The organism is Leclercia adecarboxylata (assembly GCF_006171285.1).
GTDB lineage: Bacteria > Pseudomonadota > Gammaproteobacteria > Enterobacterales > Enterobacteriaceae > Enterobacter > Enterobacter barmai.
Genome location: NZ_CP040889.1, coordinates 93,353 through 110,611, shown reverse-complemented (window position 1 = coordinate 110,611; position 17,259 = coordinate 93,353). Strand labels below are relative to the sequence as shown.

General features: G+C 56.8%; 15 protein-coding genes and 1 pseudogene. 14 read left to right on the top strand and 2 right to left on the bottom strand.

The window, feature by feature from the left end; translation table 11 throughout:
* Nucleotides 1–12 precede the first annotated feature (12 nt).
* The 3 genes from araH (at nt 13) to otsA (ending at nt 3,363) form a co-directional block, all read left to right on the top strand.
* A complete protein-coding gene (gene araH, locus FHN83_RS02370; RefSeq protein ID WP_039030862.1) occupies nt 13–993 on the top strand; it encodes an arabinose ABC transporter permease AraH in 981 nt (326 codons plus the stop codon).
* 164 nt (nt 994–1,157) lie between these two features.
* Nucleotides 1,158–1,964: a trehalose-phosphatase gene (gene otsB / locus FHN83_RS02365; protein ID WP_139563147.1), complete on the top strand. Its 807-nt coding sequence runs from the start codon at nt 1,158–1,160 to the stop codon at nt 1,962–1,964.
* Nucleotides 1,939–3,363: an alpha,alpha-trehalose-phosphate synthase gene (otsA, locus tag FHN83_RS02360; protein WP_139563146.1), complete on the top strand. Its 1,425-nt coding sequence runs from the start codon at nt 1,939–1,941 to the stop codon at nt 3,361–3,363. Before otsB ends, otsA begins: the two co-directional genes overlap by 26 nt.
* 18 nt (nt 3,364–3,381) lie before the next feature.
* Here the strand turns inward: otsA and uspC are convergent, their stop codons facing one another.
* Complete coding sequence (gene uspC / locus FHN83_RS02355) at nt 3,382–3,810, bottom strand: universal stress protein UspC (RefSeq protein ID WP_139563145.1); 429 nt, start codon at nt 3,808–3,810, stop codon at nt 3,382–3,384.
* Between the two features lie 790 nt (nt 3,811–4,600).
* Here uspC and flhD point away from each other — a divergent pair.
* The 6 genes from flhD to cheW all read left to right on the top strand — a co-directional run bounded on the left by flhD (nt 4,601) and on the right by cheW (nt 10,026).
* Nucleotides 4,601–4,951, top strand: coding sequence for a flagellar transcriptional regulator FlhD (gene flhD / locus FHN83_RS02350; protein ID WP_039030858.1), 351 nt, complete (start codon nt 4,601–4,603; stop codon nt 4,949–4,951).
* A gap of 2 nt (nt 4,952–4,953) precedes the next feature.
* Nucleotides 4,954–5,532 (top strand): flagellar transcriptional regulator FlhC, encoded by a 579-nt coding sequence (flhC, locus tag FHN83_RS02345; protein ID WP_039030857.1) that lies wholly within the window; start codon nt 4,954–4,956, stop codon nt 5,530–5,532.
* Between the two features lie 123 nt (nt 5,533–5,655).
* Complete coding sequence (gene motA, locus FHN83_RS02340) at nt 5,656–6,543, top strand: flagellar motor stator protein MotA (RefSeq protein WP_039030856.1); 888 nt, start codon at nt 5,656–5,658, stop codon at nt 6,541–6,543.
* Nucleotides 6,540–7,469, top strand: a complete 930-nt coding sequence (gene motB / locus FHN83_RS02335; RefSeq protein WP_039030855.1) for a flagellar motor protein MotB — start codon at nt 6,540–6,542, stop codon at nt 7,467–7,469. The genes motA and motB overlap by 4 nt, the downstream gene beginning before the upstream one ends.
* A 4-nt stretch (nt 7,470–7,473) precedes the next feature.
* Nucleotides 7,474–9,501 (top strand): chemotaxis protein CheA, encoded by a 2,028-nt coding sequence (gene cheA, locus FHN83_RS02330; RefSeq protein ID WP_039030854.1) that lies wholly within the window; start codon nt 7,474–7,476, stop codon nt 9,499–9,501.
* Nucleotides 9,502–9,522: 21 nt separating this feature from the next.
* Nucleotides 9,523–10,026: a chemotaxis protein CheW gene (gene cheW / locus FHN83_RS02325; protein WP_032611989.1), complete on the top strand. Its 504-nt coding sequence runs from the start codon at nt 9,523–9,525 to the stop codon at nt 10,024–10,026.
* 423 nt (nt 10,027–10,449) lie between these two features.
* On the opposite strand, the gene FHN83_RS02320 is transcribed toward cheW, so the two are convergent.
* The gene (locus FHN83_RS02320; RefSeq protein WP_139563144.1) at nt 10,450–11,709 is read right to left on the bottom strand and encodes a dicarboxylate/amino acid:cation symporter; all 1,260 of its coding nucleotides are present in this window, start codon (nt 11,707–11,709) and stop codon (nt 10,450–10,452) included.
* Nucleotides 11,710–12,157: 448 nt separating this feature from the next.
* Here FHN83_RS02320 and FHN83_RS02315 point away from each other — a divergent pair, with 448 nt between their 5' ends.
* The 5 genes and pseudogenes from FHN83_RS02315 (at nt 12,158) to FHN83_RS02295 (ending at nt 17,247) form a co-directional block, all read left to right on the top strand.
* The gene (locus FHN83_RS02315; protein ID WP_231568148.1) at nt 12,158–12,709 is read left to right on the top strand and encodes a spore coat protein U domain-containing protein; all 552 of its coding nucleotides are present in this window, start codon (nt 12,158–12,160) and stop codon (nt 12,707–12,709) included.
* An 84-nt stretch (nt 12,710–12,793) separates the two neighbouring features.
* On the top strand, nt 12,794–13,273 hold the full coding sequence (locus FHN83_RS02310; protein ID WP_139565405.1) for a spore coat U domain-containing protein: 480 nt from the start codon (nt 12,794–12,796) through the stop codon (nt 13,271–13,273).
* A gap of 14 nt (nt 13,274–13,287) precedes the next feature.
* Nucleotides 13,288–13,925 (top strand): annotated as a pseudogene (locus FHN83_RS02305) (molecular chaperone).
* The gene (locus FHN83_RS02300) at nt 13,901–16,285 is read left to right on the top strand and encodes a fimbria/pilus outer membrane usher protein (RefSeq protein ID WP_139563143.1); all 2,385 of its coding nucleotides are present in this window, start codon (nt 13,901–13,903) and stop codon (nt 16,283–16,285) included. Before FHN83_RS02305 ends, FHN83_RS02300 begins: the two are co-directional and overlap by 25 nt.
* Complete coding sequence (locus FHN83_RS02295; RefSeq protein ID WP_139563142.1) at nt 16,282–17,247, top strand: spore coat U domain-containing protein; 966 nt, start codon at nt 16,282–16,284, stop codon at nt 17,245–17,247. The genes FHN83_RS02300 and FHN83_RS02295 overlap by 4 nt, the downstream gene beginning before the upstream one ends.
* Nucleotides 17,248–17,259 lie beyond the last annotated feature (12 nt).

Below are 17,259 nucleotides of genomic sequence, written 5' to 3'. Positions count from 1 at the left end.
AAGGAGAATAAGATGTCCTCTGTCACTACATCCGGAGCGCCGAAGTCGGCCTTCAGCTTTGGGCGGATCTGGGATCAATACGGCATGCTGGTGGTGTTTGCCGTGCTGTTCCTCGGCTGCGCTATCTTTGTTCCTAACTTCGCCACCTTTATTAATATGAAGGGGCTGGGCCTGGCGATCTCCATGTCCGGGATGGTCGCCTGTGGGATGCTGTTCTGCCTGGCTTCCGGCGACTTCGACCTGTCGGTCGCCTCGGTTATCGCCTGTGCCGGTGTCACCACCGCCGTGGTCATTAACATGACTGAAAGCCTGTGGATTGGCGTGGCGGCGGGGCTGCTGCTCGGCGTGCTCAGCGGGCTGGTGAACGGCTTCGTGATTGCGCGTCTGAAAATCAACGCCCTGATCACTACCCTTGCCACCATGCAGATTGTGCGCGGCCTGGCCTACATCATCTCTGACGGTAAAGCGGTGGGGATCGAAGACGAGCGCTTCTTCACCCTCGGCTATGCTAACTGGTTCGGGCTGCCAGCACCCATCTGGCTGACCGTCGGCTGCCTGATTATCTTTGGTTTCCTGCTGAACAGAACCACCTTTGGCCGTAATACCCTGGCGATTGGCGGTAATGAAGAGGCGGCGCGTCTGGCCGGTGTTCCGGTGGTACGTACCAAGATCATCATCTTCGTACTGTCCGGTCTGGTGTCGGCGGCGGCAGGGATTATTCTGGCCTCGCGTATGACCAGCGGACAGCCGATGACCTCCATCGGTTATGAGCTGATCGTTATCTCTGCCTGCGTATTGGGTGGTGTATCGCTCAAAGGCGGCATCGGAAAAATCTCATATGTGGTAGCGGGGATCCTGATCCTGGGGACCGTTGAGAACGCGATGAATCTGCTGAACATCTCCCCGTTCTCCCAGTACGTGGTACGTGGCCTCATCCTGCTGGCGGCGGTGATCTTCGACCGTTACAAACAAAAAGCGAAGCGTACCGTTTAACCGTTTTTTCCTTCCTTTCCAGACCTAACTTTTAAGTGTAGCCCCCCTTTCCAGCCGTAGCGGGAAGGGGGTGTCAAATGGCGAGCCCCGTCACACTGTCTATACTTACATGGCTACTGAGATGTTAACAGTTTTTCATCTCGCCAACTGTAAGGAGGATCAGGGTGGCCGATACGTTAACTTCACCGCCTGTATTATCAGAAAACGTTGCGTACTTTTTTGACCTCGACGGGACCCTTGCCACCATCAAGCCGCATCCCGATGAGGTAGTGGTTCCCGCAGAAGTACTCCAGGCATTGAATCAGCTGGCACAGCTGAATGAAGGGGCACTGGCATTGATATCAGGGCGTTCAATGGACGAGCTGGACAAGCTCGCCGGACCTTACCGTTTCCCCCTTGCCGGTGTACACGGGGCGGAGCGCCGCGACATCCATGGTCATTCGCAATCCGTTTCACTCCCTCCGGATTTGATCCAGACGCTGCATGCGCAGCTGACGACGGCGCTTTTGTATATGCCTGGCACCGAACTTGAAGCCAAAGGGATGGCATTTGCAATCCACTACCGTCAGGCCCAGCAATATGAGCAGAATATTTTCGCGCTGGCGGAACAGATTGTGCACGACAACCCGCAGCTGTCGCTCCAGCCGGGTAAATGCGTGGTCGAAATTAAACCGAGGGGGATCCACAAAGGCGAGGCTATCTCGACCTTTATGCATGAAGCACCTTTCCTCGGCAGAACGCCGATTTTCTTTGGTGATGACCTCACCGATGAGCATGGCTTTGACGTTGTGAATCAGCTTAAAGGGGTATCTGTAAAGGTCGGCGCAGGTGTGACCAAAGCCAGCTGGCGGCTGGCAACGGTACCTGACGTCTGGCAATGGGTAATAAAAGCCGCTAACCATCAACAAGAACAACAATTAGCGCAAATTAACAGGAGAAAACCTTATGGGTCGCTTGATCGTAGTTTCTAACCGCATCGCTCCCCCGGATGATAAAAAAGCCAGCGCAGGTGGCCTGGCCGTTGGGGTGCTGGGGGCGTTAAAAAGTACGGGTGGGCTCTGGTTTGGCTGGAGTGGGGATATCGGTGATGAGCATAAACCGCTAAAAAAGGTGACACGCGGGAACATCACCTGGGCCTCGTTTAATCTGAGTGAACAGAATTACGACGAGTATTACAGCCAGTTCTCCAATGCCGTACTGTGGCCAGCGTTTCACTATCGCCTGGACCTGGTGAAGTTTAAGCGTGAAGCCTGGGAAGGGTATCAGCGGGTCAACGGCCTGCTGGCCGATAAGCTGCAACCGTTAGTCAAACAGGATGACGTGGTGTGGGTACACGACTACCATCTGCTGCCGTTTGCCGCAGAGCTGCGCAAGCGCGGCGTCAACAACCGGATTGGCTTCTTCCTGCATATTCCGTTCCCGACGCCTGAGATCTTCAACGCGCTGCCGCCGGGCGATGAACTGCTCGAGCAGCTTTGCGATTACGATCTGCTGGGCTTCCAGACCGAAAACGACCGTCTGGCCTTCCTCGACTGCGTCGCCAGTAAAACGCGGCTGACCGCTCATGACGACGATTCACACTCCGCATGGGGTAAGCGTTTTCGCACCGAGGTCTATCCCATCGGCATTGAGCCGGACGACATCGCTACCCAGGCATCCGGGCCGTTACCACCTAAACTGGCTCAACTTAAAGAAGAGCTCAAGAACGTAAAAAACATCTTTTCCGTTGAGCGTCTGGACTACTCAAAAGGGCTCCCGGAACGTTTTCATGCCTATGAGACGCTGCTGGAAAAATACCCCGAGCACCACGGTAAGATCCGCTATACCCAAATCGCGCCAACCTCACGCGGCGAGGTGCAGGCCTATCAGGACATCCGTCACCAGCTTGAAACCGAAGCCGGCCGCATTAATGGTCGTTACGGCCAGCTGGGCTGGACGCCGCTCTTCTACCTGAACCAGCACTTTGAGCGCAAAATCCTGATGAAAGTGTTCCGCTATGCCGATGTCGGGCTGGTGACGCCGCTGCGTGACGGCATGAACCTGGTGGCGAAAGAGTACGTGGCGGCACAGGATCCGGCCGACCCGGGCGTGCTGGTGCTGTCGCAGTTTGCCGGTGCGGCCAATGAGCTGACCTCGGCGCTGATCGTCAATCCGTACGACCGGGACGACGTGGCCAACGCGCTGCATCGCGCGCTGAATATGCCGCTCACCGAGCGTATATCGCGTCACGCGGAGATGATGAAAGTGATCCGTGAAAATGACATCGACCGCTGGCAGGCCCGCTTCATTGAGGATTTGAACCAGATTACTCCCCGCAGCGTGGAGAGCAATCTGCAAAAAAAGGTCGCAACCTTCCCTAAACTGGCCTGATATATTCCACTCAGCGTTTTATTCTGCGCTGAGTGGAATTAAAAGCACGTCAACTTGAGCATTGTTGATTATTGTTTTCGCGGAACAGGCTGCGCGCGAGAAAAAACTGTGGTTATGATTTCCGCATATCACTAAATCTATATTCTGCTTTTGACATATATCACTTATCTGCTCGCTTAATTCTCCCGTTGCGCATACTGTTTGCGCGATGGGATATTCTGCACGAGTAATAAGGTCCTCGAGAAATTGTCTGGTTTCTTCCTGTAATACGCCACGAATATCTTCCAGCATGGGTGCTGCCAGTTGATTATACATCTCCGGTTCGGCCATCAGCGTGACCACCGTGATACGCCCCTGCGTTGGCCTGGCGATGGCGACCGCTTTGGCAACCAATTGATGACTTTCTGGAGAAACCGAAACAGAAACAAGGATATGGGAATAGCTCATTTTACCCACCTTCAGTGTGTGGTTAAGGCACATACTTCAGCATTAGCGCGATTGCTTTTTTTGCGCAAGAGCCAAAGGTGACATTAGTGTGATGCTTATCATAATTATTCATTAATTATTCTTATGCAATGAATAGGGCAAGGCTTGCATAAACGTCCAAAATGCGCTCACTTAACGTAAATCATACAATTTAAGTCTGCAAATTCTAAACAAAACCCCCGCGAACCCTTCAGCTGTTGAATGGTAACGTAAAGCAATTACTTCAATCATTTATCTTCGTAAAGCTATGTTTTTTATGGGAATAAACAAAGTGTTTCTGTGATAGATATATCCTCGATTGTTACAAATTTGTGTTATGTCAATAACCAGCAAGTAACATGCCGTCTTAGTTCATACTTCTGCATGAATATTCGGGGCTGAAGAATATATTCTTCGCTTAATCGCTCATAAAACAGCCAAATTAGAAGGAGTGCTGATGGATTTTTGGTTCGAATTCACGCAAATTATGTGATCTGCGTCACATTTTTTTTAAATTTCAGGCAGGGCCACATTGTATGTCCTACACCGGACGGGTAAAGTTGCCGCGAATTAGGAAAAATCTTAGTTAATTGTAAGAAGTGATAAATGTGTAAGAGACAAACTTTGTTTTTCTTGACGTGATTCATCGATACAAAACTTAATTCAACTATGCGTTTTAGCCTTTTCTTTTTTTTACCGGGGTTTTCCCGGCGACATCACGGGGTGCGGGTCGACCGCACAAGAAATTAAAGTGTTATTCGGGAAGGGATAAATGAACACATCCGAATTGCTAAAACACATTTATGACATCAACCTGTCATATTTATTGCTTGCACAACGTTTGATTAGCCAGGATAAAGCCTCCGCGATGTTCCGGCTGGGCATTCAGGAAGAAATGGCCACAACGCTTGGCGGTTTAACGCTGCCGCAGATGGTGAAACTCGCTGAAACTAACCAGCTGGTTTGCCAGTTCCGTTTTGACAATCACCAGACCATTACGCAGCTGACCCAGGAATCCCGCGTGGATGACCTGCAACAGGTTCACACCGGCATTCTGCTTTCTACCCGTTTGCTTAACGAAATCAGCCAGCCTGATGACGTAGCCCGTAAGAAAAGAGCATAAAAATGAGTGAGAAGAGCATTGTTCAGGAAGCGCGTGACATTCAACTGGCCATGGAACTGATTACGCTTGGTGCTCGTTTGCAGATGCTTGAAAGCGAAACCCAGCTGAGCCGTGGTCGTCTTATCAAACTCTATAAAGAGTTACGTGGCAGCCCGCCGCCAAAAGGCATGCTGCCATTTTCTACCGACTGGTTTATGACCTGGGAGCAAAATATCCATGCTTCCATGTTCTGTAATGCCTGGCAGTACCTGCTCAAAACCGGCTTGTGCAGCGGCGTTGATGCGGTGATTAAAGCCTACAAGCTTTACCTCGAGCAGTGCCCGCAGCCTGAAGAAGGTCCTCTGCTGGCCCTGACCCGCGCATGGACGCTGGTGCGTTTTGTAGAGAGCGGACTGCTTGAGCTGTCTCGCTGCAACTGCTGCAGCGGTAACTTTATCACCCACGCGCATCAGCCTGCCGGCAGCTTTGCCTGCAGTTTGTGCCAACCACCGTCCCGAGCGGTAAAAAGACGTAAACTTTCCCGGGATGTTGCCGATAGTAATCCACAACTGCTGGATGAACAGATCGAACAGGCTGTTTAACCCGAACCTGTGGGCAAGATTCCAGCAGCGGTAAGAGATTACCGCTGCTTTTTTTTGCCCCGCGGGTGGGTAAACCCCCGAACTCTGTCTCCTGGCTAAAGTCACTAGCGGAAGGATGATGTCGTGCTTATCGTATTAGGTTACCTGGTAGTTCTCGGTACAGTTTTCGGCGGTTACATGATGACCGGCGGGCACCTTGGGGCACTCTATCAACCGGCCGAACTGATTATTATCGGTGGTGCAGGGGTGGGGGCGTTTATCGTTGGCAACAACGGCAAGGCGATCAAGGGAACGTTAAAAGCGTTGCCGTTACTGTTCCGTCGTTCGAAATACACCAAAAGTATGTATATGGACCTGCTGGCGCTGCTCTATCGCCTGATGGCCAAGTCGCGTCAACAGGGGATGTTCTCCCTCGAACGCGATATTGAAAATCCGAAAGAGAGCGAGATCTTCGCCAGCTACCCGCGCATTATCGCCGATAAGATGATGCTCGAATTTATCGTCGACTATCTGCGTCTGATCATCAGCGGCAACATGAACACCTTCGAAATCGAAGCGTTGATGGACGAAGAGATCGAGACTCACGAGAGCGAAGCCGAAGTCCCTGCCAACAGCCTGGCGATGGTGGGCGACTCCCTGCCGGCATTCGGTATCGTTGCGGCGGTCATGGGGGTAGTACACGCCCTGGCCTCGGCGGATCGTCCGGCGGCAGAGCTGGGGGCGCTTATCGCCCACGCGATGGTGGGAACCTTCCTCGGGATCCTGCTGGCGTACGGTTTTATCTCTCCGCTGGCCAGCGTATTACGCCAGAAGAGCGCCGAAACCACCAAAATGATGCAGTGCGTGAAGATCACGCTGCTCTCTAACCTCAACGGTTATGCCCCGCCGATCGCGGTCGAGTTTGGTCGTAAAACCCTCTATTCCAGCGAGCGTCCGTCGTTCATTGAACTCGAAGAACACGTGCGCGCGGTGAAGAACCCAAACCAGCAGACGAGCACTGAGGACGCATGAAAAACCAGTCCCATCCCATCGTCATAGTCAAAAAGCGCAAGCATAAAGGGCACGGGGGCCATCACGGTGGCTCCTGGAAAATCGCCTACGCGGACTTTATGACCGCGATGATGGCGTTCTTCCTGGTGATGTGGCTGATCTCTATCTCCAGCCCGAAAGAGCTGATTCAGATCGCAGAATATTTCCGTACCCCGCTGGCCACGGCGGTGTCGGGTGGTCCGCGCATCTCCAACAGCGACAGTCCGATCCCGGGCGGTGGAGATGATTACACGCAGAAGCAGGGCGAAGTGAAGCGCGAGCCGAACATCGACGAGCTGAAAAGACGCATGGAGCAGAGCCGCCTGAAAAAAGTGCGTGGCGACCTGGATCAGCTGATCGAGGCAGATCCGAAACTGCGCGCCCTGCGTCCACACCTGAAGATCGATTTAGTCCAGGAGGGTCTGCGCATTCAGATTATCGACAGCCAGAACCGTCCAATGTTTAAAACCGGCAGCGCCGAGGTGGAGCCTTACATGCGCGACATCCTGCGTGCGATTGCGCCGGTGCTGAACGGGATCCCGAACCGAATCAGCCTTTCCGGTCACACCGATGACTTCCCTTACGCCAGTGGCGAAAAAGGGTACAGCAACTGGGAGCTCTCCGCGGATCGTGCCAACGCATCCCGTCGTGAGCTGGTGATCGGCGGGCTGGACGATGGCAAAGTGCTGCGGGTCGTCGGCATGGCGGCAACCATGCGCATGACCGACCGCGGGCCGGAAGATGCCATCAACCGTCGTATTAGTCTCTTAGTGCTCAACCAGCAGGCGGAGCAGGCCATCCTGCATGAAAACGCCGAAAGCCAGAATGAGTCACTGGATGATTTAAAACAGCCAGGCCCTGAGCCTTCGGCTGCCGTTCCAACATCGCCACCAGCCAATCCGAGGTGATAGCGTGAGCATGGATATTAGCGATTTTTACCAGACGTTTTTTGATGAAGCCGACGAACTGTTGGCGGATATGGAGCAACATCTGCTGGATCTGGTGCCTGAGGCGCCGGATTCAGAGCAGCTTAACGCCATATTTCGTGCAGCTCACTCCATTAAAGGGGGCGCCGGTACGTTTGGCTTTACCATTTTGCAGGAGACCACCCATCTGATGGAGAACCTGCTTGATGAAGCCCGACGCGGTGAGATGCAGCTCAATACCGACATTATTAACCTGTTTTTGGAAACGAAAGACATTATGCAGGAACAGCTCGATGCCTATAAAAGCTCGGAAGAGCCGGACGCTGCCAGCTTTGAATACATCTGCAACGCGCTGCGTCAGTTAGCGCTGGAAGCCAAAGGCGAAACGGCAGCCGTTGCCGTCAGCCCGGCAAAACTGAGCGTTGTGGATGCTGCCCCGGTGGCCGCACCTGCCGCTGACGACCGCCTGCGGGTGGTGCTGTCCGGTCTGAAAGAGAGCGAAGTTAACCTTCTGGAAGAAGAGCTGAGCAATCTCGCCACCCTGAGCAACGTGGTGAAAGGCAAAGACACGCTGGCGGCTAACCTCGACGGCGGCATCAGTAAAGATGACGTGGTCGCGGTGCTCTGTTTTGTCATTGAACCTGAGCAGATCGACTTTGAAACCGTGACCGATGCCCCGGTGGCCGAGGCGGTGGAAGAGGCTGAAGTGGTGGCTGCTCCTGCGGTACCGGCTGTTGCACCTGCCGCGCCGGCGCTGAAAGCCGTGCCGGGCGAATCCGCCGCGCCAAACCGTAGCGAGCGCGAAAAGCCGGCCGCACGTTCCAGCGAATCGACCAGTATCCGCGTGGCCGTTGAAAAGGTGGATCAGCTGATCAACCTGGTGGGCGAACTGGTGATCACCCAGTCGATGCTGGCCCAGCGCTCTAACGAGCTGGACCCGGTCAACCATGGGGATCTGATCACCAGCATGGGCCAGCTGCAGCGCAACGCCCGCGACCTGCAGGAATCGGTGATGTCCATCCGTATGATGCCGATGGAGTACGTCTTCAGCCGCTTCCCGCGTCTGGTGCGCGACCTCGCCGGTAAGCTCAACAAGCAGATTGAACTGACCCTGATGGGCAGCTCCACCGAGCTGGATAAGAGCCTGATCGAGCGCATTATCGATCCGTTAACGCACCTGGTGCGTAACAGCCTTGACCATGGGATCGAACTGCCGGAGAACCGTGTAGCGGCAGGGAAATCCCCGGTCGGCAACCTGATCCTCTCTGCGGAACACCAGGGCGGTAACATCTGCATCGAAGTGACCGATGACGGCGCGGGCCTTAACCGCGAGCGCATCCTGGCGAAGGCGATCTCCCAGGGGATGGCGGTCAGCGAAAACATGACCGACGAAGAAGTGGGCATGCTGATCTTCGCCCCGGGCTTCTCCACCGCTGAGCAGGTGACGGACGTCTCCGGGCGCGGCGTGGGCATGGACGTGGTGAAACGTAACATCCAAGAGATGGGCGGCCACGTTGAGATCAAATCGAAGCAGGGTTCAGGTACTACCATTCGCATTCTGCTTCCGCTGACGCTGGCGATCCTCGACGGGATGTCGGTAAAAGTGGCGGACGAAGTGTTCATCCTGCCGCTGAATGCGGTAATGGAATCACTCCAGCCGCGTGAAGAAGATCTGCATCCACTGGCAGGCGGTGAGCGCGTGCTGGAAGTGCGTGGCGAATACCTGCCGCTGGTCGAACTGTGGAAAGTGTTTGACGTGGACGGCGCCAAAACCGAAGCCACGCAGGGGATTGTGGTCATTCTGCAAAGCGCAGGTCGCCGCTATGCGCTGCTGGTCGATCAGCTGATTGGTCAGCATCAGGTGGTGGTGAAGAACCTCGAGAGCAACTACCGCAAAGTACCTGGCATTTCAGCCGCCACCATCCTCGGCGATGGTAGTGTGGCGCTGATCGTCGATGTTTCGGCGCTTCAGGGATTAAATCGTGAACAACGTATGGCGCACACAGCCGCCTGATTCAGTTAAGAAGGTAAAAAAATGACCGGTATGAGTAATGTAACCAAGCTGGCCGGCGAGCCATCAGGGCAGGAATTCCTGGTTTTCACCTTAGGTGACGAAGAATACGGTATCGATATTCTGAAGGTGCAGGAGATCCGCGGCTATGATCAGGTGACCCGCATCGCCAACACGCCCGATTTCATTAAAGGCGTGACCAACCTGCGTGGCGTTATCGTGCCCATCGTCGACCTGCGCGTGAAGTTCAGCCAGGGCGACGTCGAGTATGATGACAACACGGTGGTGATCGTGCTCAACCTCGGCCAGCGTGTGGTCGGGATCGTAGTTGACGGCGTGTCCGACGTGCTCTCCCTCACCGCCGAGCAGATCCGCCCGGCGCCGGAGTTTGCCGTTACCCTGTCCACCGAATACCTGACCGGTCTGGGAGCGCTCGGGGACCGTATGTTGATTCTGGTGAATATCGAGAAGCTGCTGAACAGCGATGAGATGGCGCTGCTGGATGTGGCGGCGAGTCACGTTGCCTAGGTAAACGCAAAACGGCAAAGTAGTCTGTAGGCCGGGTAAGGCGTAGCCGCCACCCGGCTTTCTTATTGCACGGCGTAGCCTGCTGCAGCAACGCCCGGCGGCGCTACGCTTGCCGGGCCTACGGTTCCAGCGCTGCCTGAATATGGCACGGGTGTTGAGTCCCCGCTGAAATCGGCGAACCGGAGACCGGATGCCAAGGGCTGGACGCCAGGGATGGCGGCCAGAGGCGAAGCGAGACAGGATGTCGAGTTGAGCCGACCGCAGGCGTCAGGTCGGGAGGTGAGCGTAGTGCGAAGCACCGATTTCGTCGCGGGGCCGCGGGGATTGATAAGGGGGCCGCGGTGGCCCCCTTATCACGTTCACAGGTTCCGGAACGTCATATTCTGCTAAAGATAAGGTGAACGTAACCTTTCTACCGAACCATCAAACTTCCTGCTCAACGAGCCCCGGATCATCCTCCAGCAACCCCTCATTCTGCGCCAGCATCGCCGTCGCCACGCCGTTCCCCAACACGTTAATCGCTGAACGCCCCATATCCAGGAAGTGATCGATCCCCATCAACAGCAGGATCCCCGCCACCGGAATATGGAAGCTCGGGATCGTCGCCGCCAGCACCACCAGCGCCGAGCGCGGTACCCCGGCAATCCCTTTTGACGCCAGCATCAGGGTTAACATCAGCACGGTGATTTCTGAGAAAGTCAGGTGAATATTGTAGGCCTGGGCGATAAACATCGAAGCAAACGAGCAGTAGACCATCGACCCGACGAGGTTAAATGAATAGCCAATCGGCAGCACAAACGAAACGATATTGCGCGAACAGCCAAAGCGGGTCAGCTGCTCCAGCGTTTTCGGGTAGGCCGCTTCAGAGCTGCTGGTGGTGAAGGCCACCAGCACCGGATCTTTCAGCATGCTCACCAGACGGAAAATCTCGTTTTTCAGCACCATATAACCCACCGCCAGCAGCACCAGGCAGGTGAGAACGATCGCCAGATAATAGCCGCCGATAAACGAGGCATAATTCAGCAAAATCTCCAGCCCCTGGGTGGCGATCACCGAGGAGATGGCGGCAAAGATCGCCAGCGGCGCAACGTACATCACGTAACCGGTCACTTTGAGCATGATGTGAGAAACCACGTCCAGCGCGGCCACCAGCGGGGCGTTGAATTTCTCGCCGAGTGAAGCGCCAGCAATGCCAAAGAACATCGAGAACACCACAATCTGCAGGATCTCGTTATTGGCCATCGCCCCGGCAATGCTGGTGGGAATGGTATGGGAAAGAAAACCTTTCAGGGTCATGCCGCCGGTGGCAAGCCCGGTCTCTACGGTACCGGCGGGGATCGCCAGGTTCAGGCCGCTGCCCGGATGGAGCAGAGTGACAATAAACAGACCGACCAGGATGGAGAGCACTGAGGAGCTGATAAACCAGACCATCGCTTTACCGCCCACGCGGCCAATGGTGGCGGTCTCGCCCAGACGCATAATGCCCACCGTCAGGGTGCTGAACACCAGCGGGGCGATCACCATTTTGATCAGTCGTAAAAAGATGTCAGTCAGTAACGTAATGTTGTCTGACCAGGCTGAGATTGCATCCGCTGATGCATACTCATGAATCATTGCGCCGGACAAAATGCCCGCCAGCATAAAGATCACGATAAAGACCGTGAGTCTGTTTGCACTTGCCACCAAAATTACCCCGATTTTAATAAGTTAAAATGAATTTGCTGATTTCTCTCTTTTTTATTATTCAGCGCGTGAATATATCCGTTAGCTAAATTGAAGTAATTTCCGGGCTATTTCAATAATTTTTTAATATTTATAAGTTTTGTTGCTAACTTTGATGGCGATATATTGTGATGAAGGTCACATTTTAAGCAATATATCTTCCCGTTTTGCTTAGATATACGGAGAAGTAATTTCTTACTCAATTGTTTTAATTAGTAAATTTATGTCAATACGGTAAAAGTATGAGAGGGGCCGTGAAAAGTGGTTGAGCAACGAACCATAAACTAAATTTCACAATAACCACCCGGACAGCAGCATGATGGGTGCTAACAGTCTGAGCGTTATCAGAAAACGGTGATAACCCCATGTGACATGTTCCGGAGGGCAACAAATGAATAAACAACTCCTGATGCTGTTAGGCGGCGGTCTTCTGGCAGTGGCGTCCGGCAATACCCAGGCCGTCACCAGCAGCGGCACCATTGGCGCAACCTTAACGTTGACCAACGGCTGCCTGATTAACGGCTCGCCGACTCAGGATGGCATTAACTTCGGTACCCTTGATTTTGGTACCCATCCGGCCACCTTTTCCACGCTGACCACCCAGCTCACCGGGGCCAGCGGCGGGAACACCTTCACGATCCAGTGCACCACCGCCAGCTACACCGTCGCCATCACCGGCAACACCAACTCCACGGCGCCCGGCACCGTGGTCGGCACGCCTGGCACCCCCGCGCGCTATCTGGTGAATACGGCGAATACCGGGCAGGGCGTGGCCTACAGCCTGTTCAGCGACGGTGGGTTTAACAACGTCATCGCCAACAACGCGCCGCTGCCGGTGACTTCCACCGCCGGAGGCGTCGACAGCTACACCCTGTACGGGCGCATCACCGGCGGGGGCAACAGCGTCACCGTGGTGCCCGGCACCTACACCGACACCATCAACGTCAGCGTCACCTATTAGCGTCAGCACGTTTTAACGAGCGTGAACTGACTAACGCTCCGCTATGTGGGAGAGGGCAACGTGCGCGCTTTTTTTATCCTGAGCATGATGCTGCTTGCAGCGGGAAACGGCCATGCGGTGACGACGCAATCCTTTCAGGTGAGCGCCACTATCACCCCCGGCTGTTCAGTCGCCGCAGGCAGCGGTGGCCTGCTGGGCACCCTCGATTTTGGTACCCATAGCGGGGTGGAGCGGGGGCAGGTCAACACCAGCTTTGTGCCGAACGGATCGCTGACCATCGCCTGTACCCCCGGGGTGGCGCTGAGCATGAGCATTGACGGCGGGCAGCACTATACCTCTGTGCGCAACATGCAGCGGGCCGGGGCGACCAGTCAGGTGCCGTATCGCCTGTACAGCAGCAGTTCACTGGCGGCCAACAGTGAGATCGGCGTGAATCAGGCGGTGTCTGTGGCCTACACCAACAGCAACAACATTGCGCTACCGCTTTTTGGTGTGGCGCTTCTGACCGGCTTCAGCCCGGCCGGAAATTATTCCGATCAACTCACCGTGACCTTGTCATGGTGATAGGGAGAAGGACGATGAAGGCAATTCCAGGATACCGCACGCTGTGCCTGCTGATGGCGCTGGGTGCCACGCTCAACACCGCCCACGGGGCGGCAACCATTCTGCTGTGGCCTATCGACCCCTGGCTCTCCGCCGATACCAAAGCGACGGAGCTGTGGGTGCAGAACCAGGGCAACAGCGCCACCACCATGCAGGTGAGGATCGTGCGCTGGCGGCAGGAAAACGGTCTTGAACGCTATACCGCCCAGCAGGAGGTGGTCGCCAGCCCCCCGATCGTGACCATCGCGAAGGGCAGCAAACAGTTAATCCGTCTTATCAAACAGAGCAACGTCCCGGCCAGGGCATAGCCACCATCAAGGACGGGGCGCACCACGCCCTGGTCGAGACGCGGGATCTGAACTGGCGGGTGGTCCGCGACGACGGCAAACCGGCCCTGCAGGTACGCAATCAGGGCAATGTGCACGTCCGGCTGAGCCAGGTCACGCTACAACAAGGGAGCCAGAAGCGCACGCTTGCCGACGGCCTGCTGGGGTATGTGCTCCCGGGCAGCACCCGCAGCTGGCCGCTACCGTCAGGGATCGACCAGCCGGGCCAGATGCGGGCGCAGATTAATGCCAGGGATACCGAATGGCAGTCGGCCCCCGTCAACTGAAGCCGTCGATGCTTATCCTGCTCTGCGTCAGTTCAGCAAGCTGGGCCGATCCTGGTGACGACATGTTGCCTCCGCCGCCTGTGCCGCAGTCGGTGAATGACGAGGCGGTCTTCCAGCTGGCGCTGATCCTCAACCACTACGACACCGGGCTGGTGGTGCCCGTTACCCGGCGTCAGGATGAGTATCTGGTCTCCAGCGCCGATTTGCGCCGCGCCGGACTGCCCCCCGAGCACGTCCAGCCGGGGGAGGTGAACGTCAGCCGTCTTGAGGGGGTGCGCACCGAGTACGACAGCACCGGGCAACGGCTACTGCTCAGCGTGCCCCGGGAGTGGATCGGCGCGCGCGTTACCCCCTTCAGCGGCCAGATGGCCCGCAGCACGCCCCACTTTGGCAAAGGGGCGCTGCTCAACTACGACTTTTACACTAACCACACCGAACACAGCGGCGGCCAGGCCTCCCTGTGGCATGAGTTTCGCTATTTTGACAACCGGGGATCGTTATCCTCCACCGGTTACGTACGGGAAAATCTCTCCGGCGACAGCGGGCAGCAGGAGGGGTATGTCCGCTACGACACCACCCTGATGTTCACCGACGAAGAGGATGCCACGACCTGGACCGCCGGGGATGTGATCAGCGACGCCCTGAGCTGGAGCAGCAGCGTACGCATGGGCGGGATCAGCTACGGGCGGGACTTCTCCCTGCGCCCGGATCTGGTCACCTGGCCGCTGCCGGAGTTTTCCGGCGAAGCGGCGGTGCCGACCTCGGTGGATCTGTTCGTCAACGGCTATCGGGCGGGCTCCACCCGCCTGCAGCCGGGGCCGTTCACCCTCACCAATCTGCCTTACATCAACGGTGCCGGGGATGCAGTGCTGGTCACCACCGATGCGCTGGGTCGCCAGGTGAGCACCACGCTGCCGTTCTACGTCACCAGCGATCTGCTGCGCCAGGGGCTCAGCGACGGGGCCGTAACCCTGGGCAGCCTGCGGCGTAATTACGGCATTAAAAATTTTGACTACGGCCCGGCGGCGGGCAGCGGCTCCTATCGCTACGGCCTGACCGACTGGCTGACCCTGGAAGGCCACGCCGAAGGGGCAGAGGAGCTGGCCCTCGGCGGAGCCGGAACCATCGTTAAGCTCGGGCGCTTCGGGGTGGTGAACAGCGCCTGGACCCAGAGTAAAATGCGCGGCGATACCGGGGGGCAGATCAACTGGGGCTACCAGTACAGCACCAACGCCTTCAGCATTGCCACCCAGCACAGCCGCCGGGATCGCGGCTTCGGCAACCTGGCGCTTTACGATCAGCCCACCGTCTACGATGAACACGACCAGCCCATCGCCAGCCTGAGCCGTAATACCGATCAGTATTCGCTCACCCTGAATATGGGCGATTACGGCAATATCGGGGCGGCCTGGATCGGAGTGCAGAGTTTTGAAGACCAGAAAACCGAGCTGCTGAACCTCTCCTGGAGCCGGAACCTGTGGGGTAGCAGCAGTATTTATCTCGCCGCCAGCCGGGATCAGCAGCAGGGCGACTGGACCGTGGCCCTGTCGCTGCAGATCCCCCTTGGCGAGCGCGACAGCGCCGCCGTCACCTTTGAAAACACGCCAGATGCCGGCAGCACCCAGCGCCTCAACTACAACCACTCGATGCCCACCGACGGCGGTTTTAGCTGGAATATGGCGTGGGCGCGCCAGTCGCAGGCCAGCAACTATCAGCAGGCGACGCTGGGCTGGCGTAACAACAATATTGAACTCCAGGGCGGTGGCTACGGCGAGCGCGACATGATGACATGGTGGGGCGAGGCGATGGGCTCGCTGGTGCTGATGGACGGGGAACTCTTTGCCGCCAATAAAATCAACGACGCCTTTGTGGTGGTCAGCACCGACGGGCAGCCGGACGTGCCGGTCAGCTATGAAAACCAGCCGGTGGGCAAAACCAACCGCAACGGCTATCTGCTGATCAGCGGCGTATCGGCCTACTACCCGGCGAGCTACAGCATCAACACCCTCAACTTACCCGCCGACACCCGCCTGAAAGAGACCGAACGGCGCATCGCCCTGCGGCGCAATAGCGGCTATCTGGTCGACTTCCCGATGGAGCAGGAGCGGGTCGCCAGCGTGATCCTCCACGATGGCGCAGGGGAGGCGATTCCCCTGGGCAGCCAGGTGCGGCGTCAGGGGAGGGAGCCGGTGGTGGTGGGCTACGACGGGCTCGCCTGGCTGGAAGATCTGGCGGACGTTAACGCTCTAGAGATCAGCACCCCGGAAGGGAAACGCTGCCACGTGACCCTGACGCTGACCGCCAACCCGGATCATAAGCTGCAGACCTACGGACCGCTGACCTGCCGGGTGGAGCCATGAAACGCGTGCTGTTGGTGCTGCTCCTGTTGATGTTCTCTGCCGCCAGCTGGGGGGCGTGCCGGGTCAGCACCGTCAACGCCAGCTTTGGCAGCGTGACGTCGTTTGCCCTCAGCGGCAGTAATGAAGTGGCCACCACCGGCACGCTGGTGGTGAACTGCGACCGGGTGCTCAATTTGCTGACCAGTGATTCGGTGACCCTGAACTTCACCGGGGCCACCATCTCGGCCAATAACCGGGCGACGATGAAGCGCACCGATAACGCCGCCATTACCGACGTGATCCCCACCCGGCTGTGCGGCCTGGCCGGGTGTGCTACCAGCAGCGAAGTGCAGATTGGCAAGGCCTACACCTGGAGCGGCTCGACGCTGTTAAACCTGCTCGGTTCAGCGCAGTACAATATTCCGCTCTATTTCCGCACCGTCGCCGGACAAAACGTCAGCGCCGGGCCCTATCAGGTGACCCTCAATTTCAGCGTCAGCTATAACGTCTGCTCCGTTGGCGTGCTGGGGCTCTGTACCACCCCGCAAACCGGTACCGCCCTGACCAGCCTCACCCTCAATATGACCGTCACCAACGACTGTAGCGCGATGACCACCCCGAACGTCAACTTCAACAGCGCGCCGCTGGTGCAGAACTTTCCCACCGTCTCGCAGGCGATCTCCGTCACCTGCACCAAGGGCAGCGTCTACACCATCGGGATCAATAACGGCGCCAACGCCAGTAACAACGTGCGCCGGATGGCCAGCGGCAACAACCGCATGAGCTATGAGATCTATAAAGAAGCCACCGCCAACCGTTGGGGCAGCAGCGGCAGCGAACGCTGGTCCAGCGGTGCCTCCTCTCAGGTCAGCGCCGACGGCCTGTTACGCAGCTATAACTACACCGCCCGTGTCCTCCCCAACCAGACAACCCCTCCCGCTGGCAACTACAGCGATACCCTCGTGGTCGACGTCGCGTTCTGACCCGCGCTTTTC

Bases quoted from the DNA above. Each gene is read 5' to 3' on its own strand.
- araH (WP_039030862.1), top strand. From the start codon at position 13: ATGTCCTCTGTCACTACATCCGGAGCGCCGAAGTCGGCCTTCAGCTTT.
- otsA (WP_139563146.1), top strand. From the start codon at position 1,939: ATGGGTCGCTTGATCGTAGTTTCTAACCGCATCGCTCCCCCGGATGAT.
- uspC (WP_139563145.1), bottom strand. From the start codon at position 3,810: ATGAGCTATTCCCATATCCTTGTTTCTGTTTCGGTTTCTCCAGAAAGT.
- flhD (WP_039030858.1), top strand. From the start codon at position 4,601: ATGAACACATCCGAATTGCTAAAACACATTTATGACATCAACCTGTCA.
- flhC (WP_039030857.1), top strand. From the start codon at position 4,954: ATGAGTGAGAAGAGCATTGTTCAGGAAGCGCGTGACATTCAACTGGCC.
- motB (WP_039030855.1), top strand. From the start codon at position 6,540: ATGAAAAACCAGTCCCATCCCATCGTCATAGTCAAAAAGCGCAAGCAT.
- cheW (WP_032611989.1), top strand. From the start codon at position 9,523: ATGACCGGTATGAGTAATGTAACCAAGCTGGCCGGCGAGCCATCAGGG.
- FHN83_RS02315 (WP_231568148.1), top strand. From the start codon at position 12,158: ATGCTGTTAGGCGGCGGTCTTCTGGCAGTGGCGTCCGGCAATACCCAG.
- FHN83_RS02310 (WP_139565405.1), top strand. From the start codon at position 12,794: ATGATGCTGCTTGCAGCGGGAAACGGCCATGCGGTGACGACGCAATCC.
- FHN83_RS02300 (WP_139563143.1), top strand. From the start codon at position 13,901: ATGGCAGTCGGCCCCCGTCAACTGAAGCCGTCGATGCTTATCCTGCTC.
- FHN83_RS02295 (WP_139563142.1), top strand. From the start codon at position 16,282: ATGAAACGCGTGCTGTTGGTGCTGCTCCTGTTGATGTTCTCTGCCGCC.